At 40.9% G+C, this 23,868-nt stretch carries 20 protein-coding genes; 13 read left to right on the top strand and 7 right to left on the bottom strand.

Annotated elements, in window-relative coordinates:
* Nucleotides 1-93: 93 nt before the first annotated feature.
* The gene (locus HWQ36_RS12595) at nucleotides 94-2,919 is read right to left on the bottom strand and encodes a zinc-dependent metalloprotease (protein ID WP_292702761.1); all 2,826 of its coding nucleotides are present in this window, start codon (nucleotides 2,917-2,919) and stop codon (nucleotides 94-96) included.
* Between the two features lie 1,049 nt (nucleotides 2,920-3,968).
* On the opposite strand from HWQ36_RS12595, the gene HWQ36_RS12590 reads away from it, so the two are divergent.
* Both HWQ36_RS12590 and HWQ36_RS12585 read left to right on the top strand, forming a co-directional pair.
* Nucleotides 3,969-4,364 carry a hypothetical protein gene (locus HWQ36_RS12590; protein ID WP_292702758.1) on the top strand — a complete coding sequence of 132 codons (396 nt, stop codon included), beginning with the start codon at nucleotides 3,969-3,971 and terminating at the stop codon, nucleotides 4,362-4,364.
* A gap of 728 nt (nucleotides 4,365-5,092) precedes the next feature.
* Nucleotides 5,093-6,541 (top strand): AAA-like domain-containing protein, encoded by a 1,449-nt coding sequence (locus HWQ36_RS12585; protein WP_292702755.1) that lies wholly within the window; start codon nucleotides 5,093-5,095, stop codon nucleotides 6,539-6,541.
* A 281-nt stretch (nucleotides 6,542-6,822) separates the two neighbouring features.
* Here the strand turns inward: HWQ36_RS12585 and HWQ36_RS12580 are convergent, their stop codons facing one another.
* Both HWQ36_RS12580 and HWQ36_RS12575 read right to left on the bottom strand, forming a co-directional pair.
* Nucleotides 6,823-7,086 carry a hypothetical protein gene (locus tag HWQ36_RS12580; protein WP_292702752.1) on the bottom strand — a complete coding sequence of 88 codons (264 nt, stop codon included), beginning with the start codon at nucleotides 7,084-7,086 and terminating at the stop codon, nucleotides 6,823-6,825.
* A gap of 381 nt (nucleotides 7,087-7,467) precedes the next feature.
* Nucleotides 7,468-8,142 carry a LuxR C-terminal-related transcriptional regulator gene (locus HWQ36_RS12575; RefSeq protein ID WP_292703092.1) on the bottom strand — a complete coding sequence of 225 codons (675 nt, stop codon included), beginning with the start codon at nucleotides 8,140-8,142 and terminating at the stop codon, nucleotides 7,468-7,470.
* 107 nt (nucleotides 8,143-8,249) lie between these two features.
* On the opposite strand from HWQ36_RS12575, the gene HWQ36_RS12570 reads away from it, so the two are divergent.
* The 3 genes from HWQ36_RS12570 (at nucleotide 8,250) to HWQ36_RS12560 (ending at nucleotide 9,673) form a co-directional block, all read left to right on the top strand.
* On the top strand, nucleotides 8,250-8,906 hold the full coding sequence (locus HWQ36_RS12570) for a DUF3386 domain-containing protein (protein WP_292702749.1): 657 nt from the start codon (nucleotides 8,250-8,252) through the stop codon (nucleotides 8,904-8,906).
* 321 nt (nucleotides 8,907-9,227) lie between these two features.
* Entirely contained in the window at nucleotides 9,228-9,545 is a 318-nt protein-coding gene (locus HWQ36_RS12565) for a hypothetical protein (protein WP_292702746.1), read from the top strand.
* Nucleotides 9,542-9,673: a hypothetical protein gene (locus tag HWQ36_RS12560; RefSeq protein WP_292702744.1), complete on the top strand. Its 132-nt coding sequence runs from the start codon at nucleotides 9,542-9,544 to the stop codon at nucleotides 9,671-9,673. The genes HWQ36_RS12565 and HWQ36_RS12560 overlap by 4 nt, the downstream gene beginning before the upstream one ends.
* A 56-nt stretch (nucleotides 9,674-9,729) precedes the next feature.
* On the opposite strand, the gene HWQ36_RS12555 is transcribed toward HWQ36_RS12560, so the two are convergent.
* The 3 genes from HWQ36_RS12555 to tmk form a co-directional block, all read right to left on the bottom strand.
* A complete protein-coding gene (locus HWQ36_RS12555) occupies nucleotides 9,730-10,020 on the bottom strand; it encodes a hypothetical protein (protein ID WP_292702741.1) in 291 nt (96 codons plus the stop codon).
* Between the two features lie 5 nt (nucleotides 10,021-10,025).
* Entirely contained in the window at nucleotides 10,026-10,532 is a 507-nt protein-coding gene (locus tag HWQ36_RS12550) for a hypothetical protein (protein ID WP_292702738.1), read from the bottom strand.
* Nucleotides 10,533-10,924: 392 nt separating this feature from the next.
* On the bottom strand, nucleotides 10,925-11,560 hold the full coding sequence (gene tmk / locus HWQ36_RS12545; RefSeq protein ID WP_292702735.1) for a dTMP kinase: 636 nt from the start codon (nucleotides 11,558-11,560) through the stop codon (nucleotides 10,925-10,927).
* A 351-nt stretch (nucleotides 11,561-11,911) separates the two neighbouring features.
* Between tmk and HWQ36_RS12540 the strand changes: the two genes are divergently transcribed.
* The 5 genes from HWQ36_RS12540 to HWQ36_RS12520 all read left to right on the top strand — a co-directional run bounded on the left by HWQ36_RS12540 (nucleotide 11,912) and on the right by HWQ36_RS12520 (nucleotide 19,777).
* Nucleotides 11,912-13,480, top strand: coding sequence for a GMC oxidoreductase (locus HWQ36_RS12540; RefSeq protein ID WP_292702732.1), 1,569 nt, complete (start codon nucleotides 11,912-11,914; stop codon nucleotides 13,478-13,480).
* A 475-nt stretch (nucleotides 13,481-13,955) separates the two neighbouring features.
* Entirely contained in the window at nucleotides 13,956-16,766 is a 2,811-nt protein-coding gene (locus tag HWQ36_RS12535) for an amino acid permease (RefSeq protein WP_292702730.1), read from the top strand.
* Nucleotides 16,767-16,895: 129 nt separating this feature from the next.
* Nucleotides 16,896-17,177 carry a hypothetical protein gene (locus HWQ36_RS12530; RefSeq protein ID WP_292702728.1) on the top strand — a complete coding sequence of 94 codons (282 nt, stop codon included), beginning with the start codon at nucleotides 16,896-16,898 and terminating at the stop codon, nucleotides 17,175-17,177.
* Complete coding sequence (locus HWQ36_RS12525) at nucleotides 17,162-17,566, top strand: type II toxin-antitoxin system PemK/MazF family toxin (RefSeq protein WP_292702725.1); 405 nt, start codon at nucleotides 17,162-17,164, stop codon at nucleotides 17,564-17,566. The genes HWQ36_RS12530 and HWQ36_RS12525 overlap by 16 nt, the downstream gene beginning before the upstream one ends.
* Before the next feature lie 120 nt (nucleotides 17,567-17,686).
* The gene (locus HWQ36_RS12520; protein WP_292702723.1) at nucleotides 17,687-19,777 is read left to right on the top strand and encodes a hydantoinase/oxoprolinase family protein; all 2,091 of its coding nucleotides are present in this window, start codon (nucleotides 17,687-17,689) and stop codon (nucleotides 19,775-19,777) included.
* Between the two features lie 5 nt (nucleotides 19,778-19,782).
* On the opposite strand, the gene HWQ36_RS12515 is transcribed toward HWQ36_RS12520, so the two are convergent.
* Nucleotides 19,783-20,265, bottom strand: coding sequence for a GNAT family N-acetyltransferase (locus HWQ36_RS12515; RefSeq protein WP_292702720.1), 483 nt, complete (start codon nucleotides 20,263-20,265; stop codon nucleotides 19,783-19,785).
* Nucleotides 20,266-20,320: 55 nt separating this feature from the next.
* On the opposite strand from HWQ36_RS12515, the gene HWQ36_RS12510 reads away from it, so the two are divergent.
* From HWQ36_RS12510 to HWQ36_RS12500, 3 genes are all read left to right on the top strand, one after another.
* A complete protein-coding gene (locus HWQ36_RS12510) occupies nucleotides 20,321-21,886 on the top strand; it encodes a hydantoinase B/oxoprolinase family protein (protein ID WP_292702718.1) in 1,566 nt (521 codons plus the stop codon).
* Between the two features lie 183 nt (nucleotides 21,887-22,069).
* Entirely contained in the window at nucleotides 22,070-22,927 is an 858-nt protein-coding gene (locus HWQ36_RS12505; RefSeq protein WP_292702716.1) for a DUF72 domain-containing protein, read from the top strand.
* Nucleotides 22,928-23,005: 78 nt separating this feature from the next.
* A complete protein-coding gene (locus tag HWQ36_RS12500; protein WP_292702714.1) occupies nucleotides 23,006-23,446 on the top strand; it encodes a hypothetical protein in 441 nt (146 codons plus the stop codon).
* The last annotated feature ends 422 nt before the right edge of the window (nucleotides 23,447-23,868 follow it).

The raw sequence follows: 23,868 nt of genomic DNA, 5'->3' as shown, positions 1-23,868 counted from the left end.
GAGGGAGAATAACTAATGACAAATGACAAATACTTCGGCTTCGCGGTTCCTGAGCGTAGTCGAAGGGCAGTACAAGTGACAAATGACTAATGACTACTTAGAAAGTAATTGTGCATTTAATGCTTTGGTGATGCGATCGCCAGAAGCTTCTAAGTGGGCTAGGGTGTAAATATCAAGGCTTTCACTCTCCGGGTGACGCTCTTTCTCCTGCAAAGATGCCAAGGCGAACGTCGCTAACTCTGCGCTAACGCCAGTCGCTTCAAGCGAGGGAACCCCGCCAACGCGCTGCTCACCAAGTTGTTTGAGTCTGACATCAATGGCTTTTTGCAGTTGGCGCAATTCATACCAAGCCAATGTCCGACCATCTTCTGATGTATTAGTAGTACCCAACATCATCTCTAGCAAAATATTCAGATATTCCCGTTGCAATGAACGGCGGATGCTAGAAATTGGCTTTGGTTCTGCTGGGGTTAAAACTTCTGTCCAGATGCCTGTTTGCAGGGTATCTAACAGTTCCGGGATCGAAAGTGCTTGCCCAGGCAGAGTTTTTAATTCTATATCTTGTAAACGATTCAGGCGATCGCTGTGTAATAGCGATCGCAACACCGCACTTTGGAACTTAAAAATATTTTCGTGAATTGGATAATCAAGGCGGTTGTTAGGTACAGAACTACCCCAGTGTTCCCAGCGTGACGGCGCTAGTTTATTGAGCAATTGTGGTGAAAAACTAAAAGCATTCTCAGCAAATACATACTCCTGCAACTTTGTCAATGCCTGACGTTGTTTTAAAAGTGAAACAGGTACAAATGTCCAAGAAGCATTATCATTATCGTGGAGACGCAGAAACGATTGTCCACCAATGTATTTAGAAAGCAAGGTGGCGTTCCGAAAATAATATTTAAGCACTGTATTGAATGAGACGCGCAGATTACTATAGCTTTCTTCTTGCGATAGATAACCCTTATCAAGGCGCTGCCACATAACGCGGGCATTATCCATTTGCCACTGCGAATAAAGTAACACATCACTACTCATATCCCAGACATTCGCCAAAGGATTAATATCCCAGATATCCTCATCAGTTGCATAAGATAATTCTGGTTGAGGCGACGCTAGTGCAATCTGCTCTAAAAAACTTTTTTCTGATTCTGGAATTATCCCCTCAAGCGTTGCTGATGGGCTTGTTTTATAACCATATTCAATTGCCCATTCGTCATAAGGCCCAACAACTCCTGGAAAATAGTCACCTTGCTGTACTCCCTGTGGTGCTATATTCACAGGTAGATAGTCCATCACCGAACCTACCAAGCCTTTGGTATGAGTGATTTCAGTATTATTTAATTCTTCCGGCGCTAACATCGTGCTGCCATGAAAGTTGTGGCGCAAACCGAGAGTATGCCCGACTTCGTGAGCGATGAGAGAGCGCAAATATTGATGCACATACTCCTTCATCGTTTCACTACTGGGTGTAGTATTTGGCAAAATTGACAACGCCAGTGTCCCCATCGCGGCTTCGTTTGAAGACTCCATACCATAGCAAAACTCAGAGTCTGGTAAAAGAGAATTATTCGCTTCTGGCTTTTGGCTTCCCCAAAGGACTTGACATGGGTTTTTGCCCACTAAAAATGGATTTACTTCCATCAATGCGTGATATTCTTGCTGAATTGATAGCACCATATTGGCATCTACCATAATGTCTGCATCCAATATTTCCCCAGTGAATGGGTTGACGCGCATTGGGCCTCTAGCAAAACCTGCATCCAAAGAGTTGAACCAGCGAATAGTATTGTAATGTACATCTGCGGGTTGCCAATCAGCATCATCTGGCATTTGCTGCACTTCAATAGCATTTTGAAATCCGGCTTTTTCAAATGCTTTGTTCCACATCAAAACGCCTTCACGAATTGCATCGCGGTATTCTAGTGGCACAGCATTTTCAATCCAATACACAATTGGCTTTTTGGGTGGAGATAAGGGGGCATTAGGATCGGATGGCTCTAGATGCCAACGATTGATGTAACGTACAAATGATTCGTGAGGATTATTATTAGAGAAATCTTGAAAAGCAGTAATAAAATATCCCACCCTGTCATCAGCAAGTCGGGGAATATAATCATTGTTTTCTCTAAGTTGAGAAAAACTGTAGTGTACCTTGAGAGTGAGTGCCCTACTATCAGGTATGGTAATTAAATTTGATCCTTCTAATGATGAAAAACCGTAAATAGAATCAATTTCTATATTTTCTGGAAAGCTCTTAACATCACCAAAATATGATTTGCGTGCATCCAAGCGGTAATCAGCCTGCAAAGAATATTTCAAAATGGTAGTTAATCCAGGTAAATCCTGCATTAACAGTTCATTCAGGTTGATCAAAATATTTTCATTCTGTGGATCAATATTGGCTATTTCGAGTGAATAAAGAACTGAGTCGCTAAATGAACGAGCAAGCGCTCGCTGTTCTAGTCTACTTTCTGCACGAAATTTCACATTCCGCACAACAAAGTGCAATCTATTGTTTACTCGTTGGAAGTAAAAGATAAAATCAGAAAGAGGTAATCCACTATAAATCCCACTTTCCCCAATGCCCGATTCTAATGTCACTATAGCTAGGTAGTTTTTATTTAGCTGTTCTGGTTTAATTTCTAAGTAAATATTTCCCGAATTATCAGTGCAATAAAGTGTAAATAGTCCCTCTAGTTTATTTATCTCTTTGACAACCTCATTCAATCGGCAAAAATTTTCCTTTCTCCTCTTAGCAAGCTCGTTGTCAGTAATTGCTAAGTTTTCAACTGCTGGGAGTGCATTTACTTGCTGTACATCAATATTTGAAAGTTGATTTGCTCCTGCATAATCACTACACAGGAACAAGTTATACAGTAATACTATAAAGATTGCTAATTTCCCGATCCAGTATTTCATCCTTTGGCTTTCCAGCTGAAGCAGTTATCGTGTTTAGCAAAAAATGTGGATTAATTTATCCTCTGCAAGCCCTTCAAATATCTAGGGATGACGGTATAAATCCACTCAATCAGACAAACAATATCTCTAGCCTAAAAGTCCTGTGACTATTGATTGTTCTTAGTAGCTATTTAGGAATCATCCATCAAGTATCTATCTCTTTAGATAGATAATTTCTATAACTAAAGATATATGTTTTTTTAAATCCTATCTGTATTAAAAACCAAATGTAGTATTAAAAATGTATTTAGTGCTACATTTGGCAACCAAAGGCATCTTAAGCAGGATTTATAAACAAAGAGTAAAACTTCTAAAAAAGCTGTTATTAAACAGTTAAACCTCATTTAAGTTGAGAACCGTAGTTTTCGCCCTCACCCTAAATCCCTCTCCCATATCTGGGAGAGGGACTTTGAAATTCTAGCTCCCCGAATCCCATATTTGGGAAAAGGGATTGGGGGATGAGGGCAAATCCTTATTCCTTCGCTCCAATTAAAAATTAAAAATTATTAATTAAAAATTGCAATCAGTGTTTGCTCTGGACTCAAAATTAATTAAAAGTTCTTCTTTCTCTGAATTTTTAATTCAAAAAAGGTCAAAATCAAGCAATACATGAAAAATATCATGGGTGACTAAATATCGCAGAGCAAATACATTAGTTTGGCAATGTCTTCTAGTTCAGGGCTGATATTTAATGGTTTTATTCAAGCGTCTCCGGCTCTACTTCCGAATTTGGAATAGCTGAATTCTTCTTCAACCTATTTCTAATAACAGTTTAATTGATTCAGCAGTGGCTCTCTCTGGCTTATTATGTAAACTCTTTAGGTAAAGGCAGTATTGCTGGTTGCTCTTGCACATAAATGAATATAAATATCTATTTATCTAACAAATCACCTCCTCCCCAAGGTTTAAAAAGTCTTTCTTTTTTATAACTGAGATATGCCTTTTGTTAGAAGGATAATTACCCTTTTATAGTTAATGTTTATTTGTACTCAAAAAACAAGCTAATTGGCATGATAAATTTGATTTCTAGAAAGATTGGTGACATCACTTCTGTGCTTAAAGGACTTCAGGTAACACGTTTTTTAGCTGTTGTCTTAGTTGGTTTTCTAGTGCTGACGACGAATGTTACTTATGGGCAGAATGACAAAGCCTTAAAGGAGAGAGTTCGTGAACAGGTACAGCAAGATGATTCTCAAAGACCAAAAACAATAGGGGAGTGGAATAAAGAAGCTCGTGAAACAGAAGGTTCTCCTGGTAAACGCCTTCAAAAGATTGGGGAAGAGTCAGCAGAAGCCTTTAAACAATTTGGTTCTGGGTATGTAAAGGGGGCTAAGGAAACTGCTGATGATGTAGGGAACAGTGCAGCACAGACAGGCAAAAATATCTCTAACCAAGTTGGACGTTAAGAGGTTGTTTGAAAAGTGGTTCACTGTTGGCACTTTTAAATCCTCTTAATGCCCTTATAGGGTTCTTGCTTGAGTGAGGTACAATAACCCCACCCCCAACCCCCTCCCCGCAAGCGGGGAGGGGACTATGATGTACCTCGTATGATTAGGAAACGCTATAATCAACGGACTCTTCTAATACTTGGATAACGCCTTTATCTTTGCTGATAAAAGATTGTAGCGTTTCTCAGGTGCATAAAATATAGGTCTTTAGTAGGGGCGTACAGTTAGCTGTACGCCCCTACTGCGTGTTACATCTAACAAAGAATTGCTAATTTTGAGAAATGATAGGTAGCGTAGCCGCTCGTAGATATCGCCGGCACATTACGCCTTATTAGATGGATCTGCGCTCCAAAATTCAGATCAATACCAGATAAGAAATAACTTTAAGTAATATCTAGGCAGTTTGCACAAATAAAGTGAACTATTAAGGCAAGTCATTTATTATTTGCAAGTAGTAAAAAACACTTGATGCAGAAGCATCAGCAGCTTACCGTAGGGAAAAGAAAAAAGTTATGTTTGTTTATACCCACTTATCTAACTTTCATAAGACAATCAAGTATATTTTTTTACTAACCATTGAATAACTTAATAACAGTTAAGTAACTGTTGAATAACTGTTTTAAAACATGAAACAATGAGGAGATAGCTGAGGCAGTAAAGAAAAAAATAGAAAGATAATTAGCAATATGAAGCAATCTAAGAGTACGCGAAAGCGGGGAATTGTTTTAACGATCGCTGGGTTAAAGCGTTTACAAGCGGCGATTCTGGCTATGGAAAAGGTTCAAAACAATGGCAATCACTTCACTCTAGAAGATTTAGGCGATCGCATGAATGTTTCAACCAAAACTCTGAACCGATTATGGTCGTTGAATACAGGCGTGGATCAAAAAACCTTGAAATTGTGCTTTACCGCCTTTAACCTAGAATTACACAGGGAAGACTACACAATTTTGAGTGAACCGAATAATACTGAAGTCTATCCAACTCGCTCGTTGAGTTTAGATACAGAAGAAAAGAAATTATCTCCGTCTTTATCCTTAGAATCATTTGTTACTCAACACTATAACCAACTCGAAAATCTTTGGTCATACCCAGATGGCCCCGTAGCTCTAGATTCCCCCTTCTATGTCGAACGTCCTCCCATTGAAGAACTAGTTTATCGAGAAATAATTCAACCAGGCTGTGTGATCCGAATTCGAGCGCCAAGAGAGATGGGAAAAACTTCTCTTGTGCTGCGGCTATTGGCTTTTGCCCAGATGCAAGGTTATCGCCCCGTGAACCTGAATTGCAAGCAAATGGATGCAAACTGTCTGACAGACTTAAACAAGTTTTTGCGTTCTTTTTGCTGGCAAATTGCAACAGAATTAGGCATAGACCCCAAGCTAGATGACAACTGGGATGAGGAAATAGGCTGTAAGTTGAGTTGCAGTTTATACTTACAATCCTATTTACTCAAGCAGAGTAAAAGTCCAGTGGTTTTAGTCTTAAATGAGGTTGACCACTTTTTTGAATATCCTCAAATTGCTCAGGAATTCTTTGGTTTGTTACGCTCTTGGTATGAAGAAGCACGACAAGATCCTAACTTGCAGAAGCTTAGGCTACTGGTGGTTTATTCCACAGAAGTTTACGTCTCTCTAGATATCAACCGTTCCCCATTTAATATTGGACTACCGATCCGTCTGCCAGAATTTACTAAGCATCAAGTAGAGTATTTAGCCCAACGGCATGGGCTAAACTGGACTGCCGATCGCGAGGTTACGCAACTGATGTCTTTGGTGGGGGGACATCCAGCACTAATTCGGATTGCTCTCTATTATATATGCTGTCAAGGAATCACCTTAGAGGAAGTAATACATGAGGCGATCGCTAACGGCGGTATCTACCGTTATCATTTATGGCGACACTGGGCAATCCTGCAAGAAAATTCCAGTTTGGTAAAAGCATATATTGAAGTTGTTAGCTCAAAGCAAAGCATTTCTTTGAATCCCATTGACGCTCATAAGCTCGAAAGCTTGGGGTTAATCACTTATGAAGGCGATCGCATCCTACCGCGTTGCCAACTCTACCGCGCTTACTTTAAAAAACAACTAGGTGTTGCTGAATTTGAATATAAATCATTGCAAAAACGTGCTTGAAAAAACTATCAGGTACATTTTCTCTCACGCTTCGATGCTTACCGCAATTCTGGGCAGAGGCTTTCTTGGCTCAGATTTATCTGGAGCGTGAGCTTTTTGGATTTTGAATTAGCAACACCAACAACTATCTACATTTTTAAATTATGGCGGCTGGAAAAGAAAACTAATTAACTAGCTGACCAATAAAGTTGATAATCCTCAATAAAAAATGTTCCATTATTGGAAGACATTTTGAAAAAAAAGTAATAATCTCCTGGCTCCCAAATACTAAATTCTTGCTCTTATTCTTGAGGAGTAGCTGTCGAGCCGCCGTTGGGAATAGTCATACTAGCAGTTTGTGTTCTGTTCTGCGCTCTGATCAGAAAAACTTCCAGCAGGCAAAAACCCTGTAGTTCGGCAGAATAACGAATTTTGAAGCGGATTTTCCCTCCATCTCGTAGGGTGTTTTGAATAGAAAAATTTTCAGTTTGAATGGGATTACCAGACAGTTGAATGTGTTTATCTTGTGTTAAGATATAGGTATGCTTTTGCTCTGGCGAACTCATTAATTTTCCTCCTAAAAAAGAACCGAGTCTATTGAGATAATTGCATTTTTGACAAATGTTTTTTACCGTCAGGTTGTATTTTGCCGTCATCGCTAACAAAATGCAATGACAGATAAGACAGTTAAGAAAATAGTTAAAAAATTGATACTTACAGCCAATTTTAAACTATAAACTATAGCTAGGGCAGAGAGTAGAGAATAGTCTATTAAAATAATTCGCAATTCGCAATTCGCAATTCGCAATTACGTGTTGTAACGGGGATTTAAACCCCTACATTTTGTTAACTAGATAGTTGAGACACTAGACATAATATTGCAAAATTATATTTTTCAATATATAAGGTAAAGGGCAAGGAGGAGAGGAAACTGCCTCCTACCTCCTTTAAGAAACTTTTATATCTTGCAGCTTTGCCACCATTTCTGCACGCGCCGAAACCTTCAACTTACGAAACATCCTCTTCAAAGCTTGTTTGACAGAATTTTGCGTAATCCAAAGTTTTTCCCCAATTTCCGCGTTTGTTAACCCCTGTGCCACTAACTCAGCAATTTCTAACTCACGCGCTGTTAGAGGACTTACTAAAAGGGAATTGGATATTTGTGGTTTTGTCGTCCGTAGAGTGGCCATTTTTGATGATAAATGGATGCATAATGCACTCAGATCGGCTAAATCGTTGCCATTAAAAGCAGGATTTCCCTTATCACGAGCCAAGTTAAGCGTTCCTACAAGACGGCCATCGCAAACAATTGGCCCAGTCATTACGTGTTCGTGATCGGAACGCGAGCAAAAATGCTTCCAGTCTCCTGGTGATAATAATAACTGCTCATGGGCGGGAGCGTGACGTTCAACCACGTAGCGCCCGACTGGATTGCTTTCTAAGCATACTGCCGGAATATCCTGAACATCGATTTGGGTCGTTGGCTGCTCATCTATGAGATAAATACCCCAATTTTGCACACCAAAATGCTCACTAATTTTATCCGTGAGAGCTAGCCTTAATTCTTGCTCATTTTGGACATTAGCGATCGCATGAAATACGGCGTGGAGAGAATTAACCATAAGCATAAGTGTACCCAGTTGGGGACTATCCAAGCCTCAACAATTACTTCTATGCTAATACCAAGGAAACTAAAACGCTAATTTACAGTAGCGACTAGGAGAAGCACATGACAGTTACACAACTCTCTGCTCAGGAACTTTTCCGGGCTGCTTATGAGAACCGCTATACTTGGGACAAGAATTTCCCCGGCTATACCGCAAATATTACCTATAAGCAAGATGATAAAGTATTTACAGGTAAAGCGATCGTCAACGGCAATCTCAAAGCCGAAGTTTTGGATGTAAATGACGAGGCTGCCAAGCAAGCAATTCATGGCCAAGCCTGGGAAATAGCAATTCACCGCGTCCGCCGCAGCTTTGAAGACACTCACAGCGCCAATACCTTTAGCTATGGTAAAACTGACGAAACTGGTGCGGTTGAGCTTTTAATGGGTGGTAAGGCTGAGGGCGATAAATACAAAGTCCGCAATAATGAAGTGTGCCATGTTCACCGTTTAATCCACGGTACTTTCGTGACAATTGACACCTTCAGCAGTCACGACACCGGGGAAGGCTACCTGTCCCACCGCTATGACTCTGTTTACCATGACCCCAAAACTGGGGAACAAAAGGGCGGTAGAAGCGAATTTATCGATGAATATGAAAAAGTTGGCGATTATTTTATCCTCAATCGTCGGGAGATTCGCACCGAGACAGCAGGACAAGAATCTATTCAAGAATTTATCTTCTCTGATATTAAATTGTTAGAACCTGTTGCTGGTTAAGCTGTATTTGGTAGTTAAAAACAATACGGTTCGGTTAAGATCCCCCCGCCTGCGGCGACCCCCTTAAAAAGGGGGGTAAAAGACGGTTAAAAGCCCCCCTTTTTAAGGGGGGTTGGGGGTATCTTCAGACATATTAGAACGTTAACCGAACCGTATTGAGTTAGAAAATTAGCGATCGCTCTTTAAGTTTAAGGGAGCGATCGCTTTTGTTTTATAAAACAGCTTGATATTTGGAATATTGATAACTTATTTCTAGCGATCGCTTCAGATATAATCAATATATAAAAAGTAGAGTCTATTATTTAACCAATAGTAAATAAAATGACACAACTATCTTCTAATCATACACCGCGTCGAGGAAGAGTATTTCCAGAACGTCAATTATCACCCGAAGAAAAAGCCCGACGCAAAGCTGAAGATGAGGTATTTTATCAGCGTTGTCGAGTAGTATTTGACAGAGTTAAACCAGAGTTGATCAAAGAACACTACGACTGGTTTATAGTCATTGAGCCTGAGAGTGGATGCTATTTTATAGATCCCAATGAGGATATTGCTAGACAAAAGGCTCGTGAAAAATATTCTGATAAAATGCGCCTCATCATGCGTCTCAATGAGAGGGGAGCTTCTGGCAAAATATGATTTTCGGAGAGTTTAACAGTAAAGACGAGTTAATTTTTGAAATTGGTTTGATAGCTGCTGATGGTGATATTATCCCAGTGCAGGCGCTACTAGATACAGGATTTACGTTTTACATCTGCCACAACTAGACTAGCAGCAGATGCAACTCAAATTTTTCTAACATTACCTAAGAAATCTGTAGTATTTAGAGGTGTTTTTGGTAATATTCCTCTATTGAGCCTACAGTTTTTAATAATGGCGAATCTAACGGCTCAATCCAATCAGCCACTTCACGAGCCAGCCCAAGGGTTGAGATTCCTCCTGATGGTTCAAGTTTACCAATCAGCGTCTTACTTTTAATAGATTCGAGGGCAATGATCAGATTGTTTAAACGCTCTGAGTGTTTAAATTCTGGTTGTTTCTCTCTACGAATCTGTTCGGCAATCTCAAGAGCTTTATCAAGCAATTTGATGAATTCTTCTGTCTTATTTTCCATGATTATTACGGACAACTAAAATCTTTTTGGACGATATTTTGTCCCTCAGACCACTTAATATTTGGATCTCTTGTATCTTTAATAAAAGTCTGTTGACCACCGCCAGGATAGCATTGAGTGGGGGTTTGAGGGGCAACAATGCCTTGATAAACTGTCATTCCTGCCGGCAAAGTAACTGGTTGGATCATAGTGGCTTTATTGCCCCATGATTGATTTAGAGCTAAATTCCTAATTACTTCTACATTTGTTTCGTATTTATCAGTTGTTAAATACCTACCATATCTATTCTCACTGCTACTATAGTAACGATAAAAAGTCTTAGGCTCCTCTAGTTTAACTTCCTCACATTTAGAATTTAGGAAGGTAACGGCAATGTCAGATGGCAAAGGACATGAAGAACTAACTTCTTGGGCAAGGACTCGTGGTGAATTGAATACAGTCCGTGGGAATGAACTGACTGAAAAACTGAGAATGCTTAAACCAATACCTACGGAAATAGACTTAAATTTCATACAAAGTACCTCCAAATAAAAAACATCCCAAATTTTCTTGTGGGATGGGTGTCCGCACCCGTCCCATATTCAGGGCGAGCAGGATGCCCACCCCACAAGATGGATAATTTATTTCTTGTCAAGTCCCCAAACTCTTCCTCCCAACCTTTTATTTAATATATAAATGGCAAAGCAAGCTTCGTTTCAGTGTTTGTTAGACCCCTGAAGATAACGATGCCTGCGGCAGTCTGCACCAACGCTTTTGTGAGCAATGCAATAGTCTTAGATTCGGATGTGGAATCGGAAAATTACCTGTCTTTTATATTCTCAGGCTTAAAGCAAGGATGCAAGGACAGTTAAGACAGTTAAGTAAACAATTCAAAAAATTTTGCCTTCAAAATTTGAGACGATACCTATGGCAACCTCTTCAGGTGGACGCGCAGAATTTCTTGAATTACTTGTTGCACAGCTTCTTTACTTAAGCTGCCATCTACCCGCACAATTCTTGAAGGATAAGATGCTGCTAACTCTGCGTATCCTTGCTGAACGCGCCGATGAAAAGCGATTGTTTCTTGTTCAATGCGGTCGAATCCTACTCCATCTCCCCGTTTGCGGGCTAGTCCGATTTCGACATCGACATCTAGCCAAATAGTTAAGTCACTCTCTAAGCCAGCAGTGGCAATATAGTTAAGCTGATTAATTAAACTTATGTTCAAACCGCGACCATATCCTTGGTAGGCAATGGTAGAGTCAGTGTAGCGATCGCATAAAATATATTTCCCTGCTGCCAGATTTGGTTTAAGTTCTTGTTCAACGTGTTGCGATCGGTCAGCAGCATACAATAAAAGTTCTGTCACTTCAGCAACTGGTTTATCCTCTGCCTTCTCTAGTAGCAAGCGGCGAAGATGTAAGCCTAACTCTGTTCCCCCTGGTTCACGAGTTACCACCACAGAAACATCCAGGCTTTCCAACCACTGGGAACAAAGCTGCATTTGGCTGGTTTTGCCACAGCCTTCCACCCCTTCAAATACAATTAATTTGCCACCCATGCTTTTTAAAGTTCGCTGCAATAAACTTGTTCGCTGACGTTTGTTTGATCAAGAATAGCGCGAAGTGTTACAGGCGGGTGAGACAACTACCCCGCAATCAGTAGTTGGATATTTTTTTATTTAGCAGTCTCTAAATACACAAAAACAAGTTTTTGGCAATTTGGCAGATCAACTATTTTTGATACTGGTATTTTTAGGATTGTGCAACGAATGTAACAGAAGTTGCCATAACCAGATGGTCGAGATTTTCGAGTTACTTCTGTAATTCCTTAAAGACATCAATTGCAGCTAGTTATTTCAACTGCTATGTCAAGGTGTCGGTGCATAATCAACTAATACAGGAAATCAATTATGTCAGGCGTAATTAAACGTCGTCAATTTATTCGGGCAACACTGGCAGCAACCGCAAGTATAGGTGTGTCTAACATTGCTTCTGCAACCTATCGTGGTGAAGAATGTGTAGAAGCGCTGGTGATTGGTAGCGGTTTTGGTGGAGCAGTTGCAGCATTGCGCCTTGGTGAAGCTGGAATTAAAACTATAGTATTGGAGCGGGGACGACGATGGCCAATAACCAATGCAGGTAATACTTTCTCCACATATCAAAACCCCGATGGTCGTTCTACTTGGTTAAGTCCGACTACAATTATATTCAACCAAGTTCCGATTGATATTTATACTGGTGTCCTTGATGTTAAGGTAGGCGATGGCATTATTGCTTATCGTGGGGCGGGGGTGGGAGGCGGTTCTCTAGTCTACAATGCTGTCAGTTATCAGCCAACTAAAGAACTTTTTTATCAAGTCTTTCCACGCAGCATCAAATATGAGGAACTGGATAAAGTTTACTATCCAAGAGTGCGTTCCATCCTCAAACCATCTCCTATACCAGATGAGATTTTACAGACTGACTACTATTTGGCAAGCCGGATTTTATTAGAGCAAGCAGCCAAAGCTGGTTTAAAAGCCCGCAAGCTTGATGTCGCTGTTGATTGGGATATCGTTCGCCAAGAAATTGCGGGTAAGAAGGTTCCTTCAGCGATCGCAGGTCAAGTTTACTATGGTCTTAATAGTGGTGCAAAAAATAGCTTAGATCGAAATTATCTCAGCATGGCAGAAGCTACTAAAAAGGTGGAAATCCGACCCCTACACGTAGTAAACACGATCGAAGAATGCCATGCTGGGCGTTACCGAGTTACCTGCAATCAAATCGATGAGCGGGGAGTTGTACTGGCTAAAAAATCCTTTATCTGTCGCTATCTGTTTTTAGCAGCCGGTTCCATTGGTACCACCGAATTGCTTTTACGTGCCAAGCACAATGGGACATTGCGTCGCCTGAACAATCAAGTCGGAAAATTGTGGGGAACTAACGGTGATGGGGTGAGTGCGATCGTTACTTCTAGTCAAACTAATGCCACACTGGGCGGGCCAGCATCGGTAGTAATTGAAGACTTCGACAATCCCATCGCTCCATTAGTCATCGAGCAACTTCCTTTTCCCATAGTTCCACAAGGGGTGTTAGCTCCTGTTAGTCTTGCGATCGCCAAGCCAGAGGGCTATCTGACTTACAATACTTCTACGCAATCAGCTAATTTATTCTGGCCGAAAGACTCAACCAATAATCAGAAAATTACCCAGGCTAATCAGTATACTTACCAACGGCTAAATCAAGCTAATGGTACTACTTTTGGCGCACCACTTGACTTTAGTGCGACAGCGCATCCCCTTGGTGGTGCAACTATGGGTGCTGTATGCAACACTTACGGCAAAGTCCACGGCTATTCTAATTTATTTGTTGTTGATGGTTCTCTGATTCCTGGTTCGACTGCCTGCACTAACCCATCGCTAACCATCGCGGCTTTAGCGGAGCGGTGCATGGATCGCTTTCTCAATAAGAAGCTTCCTGAAAGCATGGAGTGGGAGTAAGAAGGCAGGGGAGCAGGGGGAGCAGGGGCAGGCAGGGGGAGCAGGGGAGGCAGGGGAGCAGGGGGAGCAGGGGCAGGCAGGATGAAAAGATCGGCTACTAAAGCGATTTCTGACGACAAGCCGCTCCGCATCTACGCACCTTGAAGCCCAAATTATGAAATATTGGTATTGTAAAGGTAATTTTCTCTGTATGATTTCGAGCAAAAAGTCTCTGTTCAGAACATTTAGAAGATGGGAACTCTAGCTAATAAGCTTAACGCTCTTTTATTACTCCGAAAAAATAAAATATTCGTAGGTTGGGTTGAACTTTAGTGAAACCCCAACAAAATCAGAGATTGTTGGTGTTGGGTTTCGTTCCTCAACCCAACCTACGCCTAAGTTCATCAAAGTCCTTAAAAATAAGGGTGGATGATTTTTATCCCACGAGAGTCATAAAAGAGCGTTAATTACAGTATCCCACCCAGCACTGCCAATCATGTCCCATCCTGCTAATCCGACTTTGGGCCAATCTTCTTACCCTCGCTTGACTAGAAGCCTGAGTGCTTTTGAAAGTTGGGGCTTTGGTTTAACGGCTCATATTTCCTGGACAGCATTGGTTCCAGCAATTCATGCTGCTCTCGGTTCCCAAGCTATTTTTGTCTGGATACCTGCGGTGATTTTCGGAATGCTGCTCAACTACCAAGTAAAACGCTTGGGTATGCATTTTATAAATGTAGCTGGAGGAACGCCTAATTATGCCACTAAATTGCTGCAAAACTACCCAGGACTAGCTTGCTATGCCGCAATTGGATACCTCCTCAACTGGGTTTCCTACCTGGCAGTTAATACAATCGTCCTCAAAGATTTAATTAAGGTGAATTTGGAGGCGCTGGGTATTGCCTGTCCAGAAATATTTCTGAATATTGGCTTTACAGTGTTGCCGTTTATAGTGGCGTTTAGTGGGACTCGCGCCCTGAGTATTTTACACTTCTTTTTTGTAATTCCAGCCTTTGGATTGCTAATGACCTTCTGTGTACAGGGTCTTGGCTGGTTAGCTTTCTCTGTTGATAGTCCTGGGTTTTTTCCTAGCAATTGGTCATCTCTAGGTTTTGTTGATTGGGCCAAGTGGTTCTTTTTCGTCACTTATGCCACCTACAGTTGTGAAACGGCTTCTTCTTTTGTCGCTGATAGCCGCCAACCCACCCAGACGCTGCGCTTTCTGGATGTTGCGGCTTGGATGATGCCACCGATCTTTTTGGGGGGATCTTGGGTAATGATGCGGTTAGCAACCGATCCAAGCCTCAAAGACAATGCTTTTCTGAATCTGGTGGCGGCTTCCCAACCTTTCTGGGGAAAATCAGCAGCTATAAGTGTTTCCTTTTTGCTGGTGGCTGCTTGTCTTTTAGGTTCGGCAACGGTTGTTTCTAATTGCCCTCGGATTTTGTATCAGTTGGCTTTAGATAAACACATCTCACCTGTATTTTCCGTTGTGTCACGTCGGGGTGTGTTTGTCCCAGCGCTGACATTAACACTGGTGTTGTGCCTGATTTATCTGATTTGGGGAGATGTGGCGCGAATCGTAGCCGTTGGTAATGTTGGCTGGTTTGTCTCCTTTATGTTATTGCATTTGGGGCTTTGGCTGCGGCGCGATCGCTCGGAAGTTTTGTTCCCTCACATATCTCTGGCCATTCTGCTGTTAGAAGTTGTGGTGCTAGTGGTGGGCGGATTTGCCTGGGGTTGGCTCAACTTGCTAATTGGGCTATTATTTCCCATTGGCGTTATGGCAATAGATGCAGTTATTAGGCGGGTGAACTTCCCTCCATTTCATCCCAGTTGGTGGATGCGGCGATATCGCACGCGCTCTCAGGTAATTATCAAGGACTCGGTAGTGCTTCAGGTGAGCATCCTGATTTTTTTACTATGCAGCGCAGTGGCAGTTGGCTGGTTATTTGGTGTCAAACTTAATAAAGTGACCAGTGAGGGGGGTGAGAATATATTTGTGGTGCTGCTGATGACAGTGGCATTTGTGGGAGTAGCGATCGCTTGTTGGACAAGTTTACCGCAAGTGGTAGCGATTGCAGAAGCCAGAGAATCTGCCGAACACCTGTTTACTGTTGCTCAAGATGGTATTTTAGTTGTGGATGAGCAAGGCATTATCCAGCAGGCGAATCCAGCCACTGAATCTTTCTTTGGTGTCAACCCATCTGAGTTGCGGGGAAATTACCTCAACAAATGGCTAACTGCATTAGTCCACTATCCAGACAAGTGGACAAAGCGCAGCGAACAAACCTTACTCCGCAATGGCAAAAACAAAATCCTGGAAGTTTCCATCTCAGACCGCCCTCATCAAGATTTTCAGGAGTATGTCGTCATTCTCCACGACATTACCCAGCGCAAACAAGCAGAGCAGATATTACGATACTCAGAAGCACAATTACGCCAAGAGGCAAAGCAGCTAGCATCTCAACTCGTGCATAGTGAAAAAATGTCCAGTTTGGGGCAGTTGGTAGCAGGTGTAGCGCACGAAATTAACAACCCAATCAATTTTATTTATGGCAATGTCGGCTATGCCAATCAATATATCCAAGATTTATTGAGACTACTGCAACTATATCAGCAAAACTATCCTAATCCAGTAACAGAAATTAAAAAAGAAACAGAAGCCATCGACCTAGATTTCTTGATAGCAGACTTGCCCAACTTGTTAAATTCTATGACAGTTGGTGCCGAAAGAATCACAGAAATTGTCCTATCTCTACGAACCTTTTCTCGGTTAGATGAAACAGAGATGAAAGCTGTGAATATCCATGAGGGTATAGATAATACATTGATCATTCTAGAACATCGACTCAAGGCTAAATCTAACTCTCTAACAATTGACATCATCAAAGAGTACGGCGATCTGCCATTAGTAGAATGTTATGCCGGACAACTGAATCAGGTATTTATGAATCTTCTAGCAAATGCGATCGATGCTTTAGAAGAAGCAGTGGAGAATGGTGAATGGGGAGTAAAGAAAGCAGCCCTATCAACTCCCCAAATTAGAATTTATACTCAACTCACTAGTGACAATCAGGTAGTTATTCGCGTTGCTGATAATGGTATAGGCATTCCAGAAAACGTCCAAAAACAATTATTTGAACCATTCTTTACTACTAAACCAGTTGGCAAAGGTACGGGATTAGGCTTATCTATTAGTTACCAGATTATCACCGAAAAACATCGGGGAAAATTACAATGTATTTCTAATCCTGGACAGGGTACAGAATTTATAGTTGTAATTCCACTAAACAAGCAAGCTATCTAAATAGTGGTTGAAAAACGGAATATACAACAGCAAAAATATAAAGTATTATATTTATCCAGAAACAACTTACACAAATAGAAGTGTAAGATTCGAGGTATTATTAAAGCAGAGTAATATGAACTGAAAATCATGCATGACTTTGCAATTCAATCTCAAACCTTACGCGAAGCATGGGAGCAAGGTTTGCAGCAGGGATTAACCCAAGTTGCACTCAATATGCTGCACGAAGGTATTGATTTGGCTTTAATAGCAAAACTAACCGGACTACCACTTGAAATAATTAAAAGTTTGCCAGATAGCAATGAATATACTTCTCAAGTATTAGTGAAAGACTTTCAGGAATTAAGTGAGTCATCGCTGAACAAAATTTGGCTAGATCCAGAGGAAGATGAAGCTTGGAAAAATCTCTAGAAAACCTTGCCAAAGGTGATGTCATCTCAATACCTTTCCCCTTTTCTGATACCTCAGCTACTAAAAAACGACCTGCTTTAGTAATTGCTGAATCAGATAATAACAATATCATTGTCTGTCCTATCACCAGCAAACCAGGCAGAAACTATGAAATTAAGTTAGAAGATCAAGACTTCCGAGTTGGCAAACTAAACTTAAGTCCTTGCTACATTCGCCCTAATATTATTGCCACGGTTGATAAAAGTAATGTTATTCGATTTATCGGAAACCTGAAGGATGCAAAAATCAATGAAGTCATTACTGCAATTATTGAAATACTTCAAAAGCCGCCCGAACCTCCGCCACAAGCATCAAGAGCTTTAGAACGAGGCAAAAACCCCAAAAAATAATTTTTATAAGTTCAGTAAAAATGTGACCCAACAAAGTCTATATTTAATGTTGAATAATTGTAATCGTTTGATATAAATAACGATTTTAACAATATCTTATAGCATTAAGGAAATAAAGCAATGTTGAAAGTTTTTGCCGATCGCGGTGGTACATTCATAGATATTATTGCTGTTACTAATAATCAGGCAATTATAGACAGACTCTCAAGACATCCTGAACGTTTTTTAATTGTTTCTCTACCTAAAGAGCAATGGATTATAGTTTATAAACTGCTTTCAGAAAATCCCGAACAATATCAAGATGCAGCCATTCAAGGTATACGAGATATTATGGGTATTTCCGGTAACGAACCCATCCCTACTGAAGCAATAGAAGTGATAAAAATGGGGACAACAGTAGCAACAAATGCGTTGTTAGAACGCAAAGGAGACAGAGTTGTTCTTATCATCACCAAAGGGTTTAAAGACGCACTGCGAATTGGCTACCAAAACCGTCCTAACATCTTTGCCCGTCATATCGTTTTACCAACTATGCTTTATGAGCAGGTAGTTGAGATTGACGAACGTTATGATGCTCATGGGAATGAATTAATACCTGTAAATATTCAACAAGTCAAAAATGACTTACAAGCGGTTCATAACACAGGAATTCGGAGTTGTGCTATTGTTTTTATGCATAGCGCTCGCTATCCTAATCACGAACAAAAAATAGCCAAAATCGCCCAAGAAATCGGCTTTACCCAAATATCCGTATCTCATCAAGTTAGTCCGTTAATGAAATTAGTCAGCCGAGGAGATACAACAGTAGTCGATGCTTATTTAACTCCTATTCTCCGCCGTTATGTCAACCAGATAGCGAATCAGCTACCTGGAGTAAAATTAATGTTTATGAAATCTGACGGGGGTTTAGTCGCAGCCCGACAATTTCAAGGCAAAGATAGTATTTTAAGTGGCCCAGCTGGTGGTATTGTCGGCGCAATTCAAACTAGTAAAAGAGCAGGTTTTGATTCAGTTATCACCTTTGATATGGGAGGGACAAGTACAGATATCGCCCACTTTCAAGGAGAGTACGAACGACAACTAGATTCGGAAATTGCTGGGGCGCGGATGCGAGTTCCCGTATTAGCAATTAATACCATTGCTGCTGGAGGCGGTTCAATTCTGTTTTTCGATGGTTCTAGTTATCGTGTCGGCCCTCAATCTGCTGGTTCAAATCCTGGGCCTGCTTGTTATCGACGTAGCGGCCCATTAGCGGTTACTGATGCCAATGTGATGTTAGGCAAAATTCACCCACAATATTTTCCCTCAGTTTTTGGAATTGATGCCAATTTATCTTTAGATAAAGATATTGTCATTCAGAAATTTACCCAATTAGCCCAAGATATTCAAGCCGCGACATTCAATCATTGTACTCCCGAACAGGTAGCGGCCGGATTTATTGCGATCGCAGTGGAAAATATGGCGAATGCCATTAAAAAAATCAGTCTGCAACGGGGTTATGATGTTAGCCAATATGTGCTTTGTTGTTTCGGCGGCGCAGGCGGACAAGTTGCTTGTTTAATTGCCGATACCTTGGGAATGAAAAAAATATTTCTTCATCCCTATGCTGGTGTTCTCTCTGCTTATGGAATGGGATTAGCAGATGTCAGTGCAATTAGAGAAGGAGGATTAGAACAGCCTTTAACCCAATCATTAATCTCTAAAATACACCAGTTAATGGAATATTTAGAAACTCAAGCTAGAAGTGAAATAGATGAAACTGATGCTCAAACAGAAATAGTCCAAAAAGTCAACTTAAAATATGAAGGAACTAACTCTACTTTAACCGTTAATTTTGCCGATGATGTGGTATTAATGCGGCAAGAATTTGAGGATGAACATAAATCCCGCTATGGTTTCATTCAATTAGAAAAAACTTTAATTGTTGAATCAGCCTCAGTAGAAGTAATTCAGAAAATGGAGACTCCCGAAGAACCCTTAATTACTCGTACACGTTCTCTATTTGAAGCCCCCGAAGCCGTTGAGATAGTAAGGATGTTTAGTATTGATAAATGGCATGATACGCCTGTTTACCGACGGGAAGATTTACAACCAGAAGATAGTATTAATGGGCCTGCGATCGTGGTTGAAAAAATTAGCACAATTGTAGTGGAACCTAACTGGCAAGCAAGATTAACTGAATATAATCATTTAATTTTACAGAGTCAATAAACTGCTTATAAAACAAGTATTTGTGGTGTCCAAGTTAAAAAACAGCGATTATCTTTCTGTTCCGTAACTTTTGCACCTAGCCTATCGTAAAAACTAAGTCCGCGACGGTTGCGAACACCAGCATTCCAAGCAAGATGGGTACAGTTATTGTCCTTCGCAACTTGAGCTAAATAACTCATTAATGCGGCTCCCGCTCCCTGACTTCTCATATCTTCATCTACATACAAATCATCAAGCCAAATACTCGGTTGCCCTACAAAAGATGAGTATCTAAATCCATACAAAGCAAACCCAACTACACGCTCTGAGGTTTCGGCAAATAAAACGTAAGAGAAAGGTACTGTTCCAAAAACTGTTTGACGTATTTTATCCTCAGTAACTTGAAGTACACCAGAATAAGCACCAATCTTTCTATCAAATTCAGACTTTTTTTGGATGAAGGAAAAAATTAGGAATACATCATCAGGTGTACCAGACCGAATTTTCATTGAACTACTTTTAATCACTTTAGTAGATAATCTTAGCAAATAATAGGAGTCAATCATGTACACAACAACTCAACCAGATCCTATTCGTTTAGAAATATTCAAAAATCTTTATCAATTTATCGCCGAACAAATGGGAATTGTGTTGCAAAACACGGCCACATCAGTGAATATCAAAGAAAGGCTAGATTTTTCCTGTGCTATTTTTGACTCATCGGGATTATTAGTAGCAAATGCCCCACACATTCCCGTACATTTAGGTTCTATGAGTGAAAGTGTCCGCAGTTTAATTAACGATAAAGGCGACACCATAAAACCGGGAAATGTCTATTTATCTAATAATCCCTATAACGGTGGAACCCACCTTCCTGATGTCACCGCAATTACCCCTGTTTTTTTGGAAAGTAGTGAAAATAATCCATACCCAATGCCCCTATTTTTTGTTGCTTCTCGTGGACACCAAGCAGATATCGGTGGAATTACCCCCGGTTCAATGCCTCCCCACAGTATCACAGTAGAAGAAGAAGGAATTCTTTTTGATAATTTTCTCTTGGTTGAAGATGGCAGTTTCCGAGAAACCGCAGTAAGACAGCATCTTTCAAATCATACTTATCCCGCTCGTAACCCCGACCAAAATATTGCTGATTTTAAGGCACAAATTGCCGCAAATAAATGGGGAGGACAAGAACTTTATAAAATGGTTTTACAATACGGAATTGAGACTGTTCAAGCTTATATGAAGTTTGTGCAAGCTAATGCTGAGGAGTCAGTTAGAAAGGCTATCAACCTTCTCAAAGATGGCTCATTTAGTTATGCAATGGATAATGGGGCAAAAATTAAAGTAAAAGTTACAATTCATCAAGAAAGCCGTAGTGCCACCATTGATTTTACTGGAACTTCTGAGCAATTAAATAGTAATTTCAATGCTCCGAAAGCTGTAACTCAAGCAGCAGTATTGTATGTCTTTCGGACTTTAGTTGATGATAATATTCCTCTGAATGCTGGGTGTCTTAACCCTCTGGAAATTATTATTCCGGTCGGCTGTATGCTGAATCCAATTTATCCAGCCGCAGTGGTAGCGGGTAATGTCGAAACTTCTCAAACCATTGTTGATGCTTTATATGGCGCTCTAGGTATCATGGCTGCTTCTCAAGGGACGATGAATAATTTTACTTTTGGTAATGAGCAATATCAATATTATGAAACTATCTGCGGCGGCTCTGGGGCAGGAATTGATTTTGATGGAACTGATGGTGTTCATTCTCACATGACTAACTCCCGTTTGACCGATCCAGAAGTTTTAGAAACCCGCTATCCTGTACTTTTAGAAAGCTTTAGTCTTCGTCCTGATAGCGGTGGTAAAGGAAAATATTCCGGTGGTAATGGAGTTGTCCGCCGCATCCGTTTTTTAGAACCTATGACAGCTAATATACTCTCAGGACATCGGGTTATCCCTCCCTTTGGATTAAATGGTGGGAAAGCCGGAATTGTTGGACGCAACTGGATACAACGTCAGAATGGAATTGAAGAAAATTTAGATAGCACAGCAACAGTAGAGATGAAGCCTGGAGATGTTTTTGTGATAGAAACTCCTGGAGGAGGCGGCTTTGGTAAAGTCTCCTAGTGGTCTGTCTCATTAAATTTGCAGGGTTATTAAAAGTTTGTAGTAAGCACTTCAGTGCTTAAAAGTGAGCGATAAATCGCTCACTACAAACCTTGCAAAACTTATGGGACAGACCACTAGCTTTATCTATCCCTACAACCTGCCTGTAAAATTGAATATGATACATCAAGGCTTTTAGGCACTGTGAACTTTTTTATTGGTTGTGCTGTTTGGGCATATAAAGGTTGGGTGGGCGAACTCTATCCCCAAGGTACTCGCACCGCCGATTTTCTCCATCTTTACAGTCGTCGCTTCACCACCGTAGAAGGTAACACCACCTTTTATGCCGTGCCTAACCAACAAACAGTTATCCGTTGGGCTGCCGAAACCCCAGCAGGTTTTGAATTTTGTCTAAAATTACCGCGAGATATTACCCATCAAGGGTTGCTACAATCTTATATTCCGGCGGCTTTAAAATTTCTGGAAGGGATGCACCCTTTAGGTAAGCGTCTTGGCCCAATATTTGCCCAGTTACCACCCAGTTATGCACCTGCATTACTTGACGATTTGACTAGTTTTCTGGAAGCTTGGCCGCACACCGACGCACCCCTAGCGCTGGAAGTTCGTCATCCAGACTGGTTCAGAGAACCCTATGCTAGTAATTTGACAGCGCTTTTACAAAAGCTAGGTGTAGGACGGGTACTTTTAGACTCGCGGCCCATCTACACTGGAGATGATGACCCCCAGTTGCAATCAGAACGACGTAAACCCAAATTACCATTGCAATTGAGTGTGACAGCACCTTTTACTCTGATTCGGTTTATTTCCCATCCAAATTTATCAGTGAATCAGCCGTTTATGGAAGAGTGGGTAAGGCAGATTCAGCAATGGTTACAGGCGGGAGTGCGAGTTTATTTCTTTGTCCATTGTCCAATAGAAGCGCGATCGCCTAACATAGCGCGTCACTTCCAACAGCTATTAGAACAGAGTGATACACCAGTTCCACCCTTACCTTGGAATAACCTTGAGCATCCCCCCAATCAACTCAGTTTATGGTCTTGAAAGGCAGGGCCCAAGGAGCAGAGGGAATAGTCCCACTAAGCAATTTTTTTAAAAGCAGTTATACCAAAGGAGGTTAAGATGAGTCGTCTTCTTTATGAAAGCTCAGTCTCATACAAAGGATATCTCATCATTCCATTAATTTTTGGGAAAGTTGATAACTACGAGATTTATTCTTATAAATTGCTATCTGAAATTGGTCACAAAAGCCAATTTCACAAAGCAGAAAACCCAGCAGGAATCTATGAAAGCGGCGTTAGTAATATCATTGACATTGCTAAAGAACATATCGATCAAAATTCAGAGTTTGTTAACCAGAGAGATTCTTTTAAGTCTCGCTACATTTACCGTAACCATTTGATTATTATCTTCCAAGAAGGAGACAAATGCTTTTACGATCATTATCCACCAGAGTTATTGAATAATATTGCGGCTCCAAAATTATTCAAATCCGAATACGAATGTCTGAGTTGGATTAAGCAAGGGCTTGATGGACGACATGTGCGTCAAAGAGCCAATTGAACAAGTTAGAAGTGCCCACTCCACAAGATTGGATAAGGGACTTCCAACAAATAAATTACCCAATCTTGTGGGGTGGGCAACATGAGCGCCTTTGTATAGGGGCGCTCGTGTCGCCCATCCCACAAGAAGTAGTTGAGTCTTTTTTATTTGGAAGTCCCTAAACGAATTTTCTGGAATAGGCTAATGTAGTAATGTAAATTATTTACTGTAGTACATAAGGAGGACGAACTATGACTGAGTTGCTAGCAGTCCGGGTTAATTTGACCATCCCAACCCAACTGACACAAGGCGCAGAGATTCTTGTTCAGTCCTCTTTTCTACAGGAATGAAAACTAGAATTTACAGACATTATTGTGCCAGGGGCTTCGGTTGAGTCGATGGGGGATATTATTCCCCGCACCTCTCAGTTAAATCTGGGCGTG

The sequence above is a fragment of the Nostoc sp. NMS2 genome, assembly GCF_017115105.1.
Lineage (GTDB): Bacteria > Cyanobacteriota > Cyanobacteriia > Cyanobacteriales > Nostocaceae > Nostoc.
The sequence above is the reverse complement of the archived record's forward strand: the minus strand, read 5'-3'. Positions and strand labels throughout refer to the sequence as shown.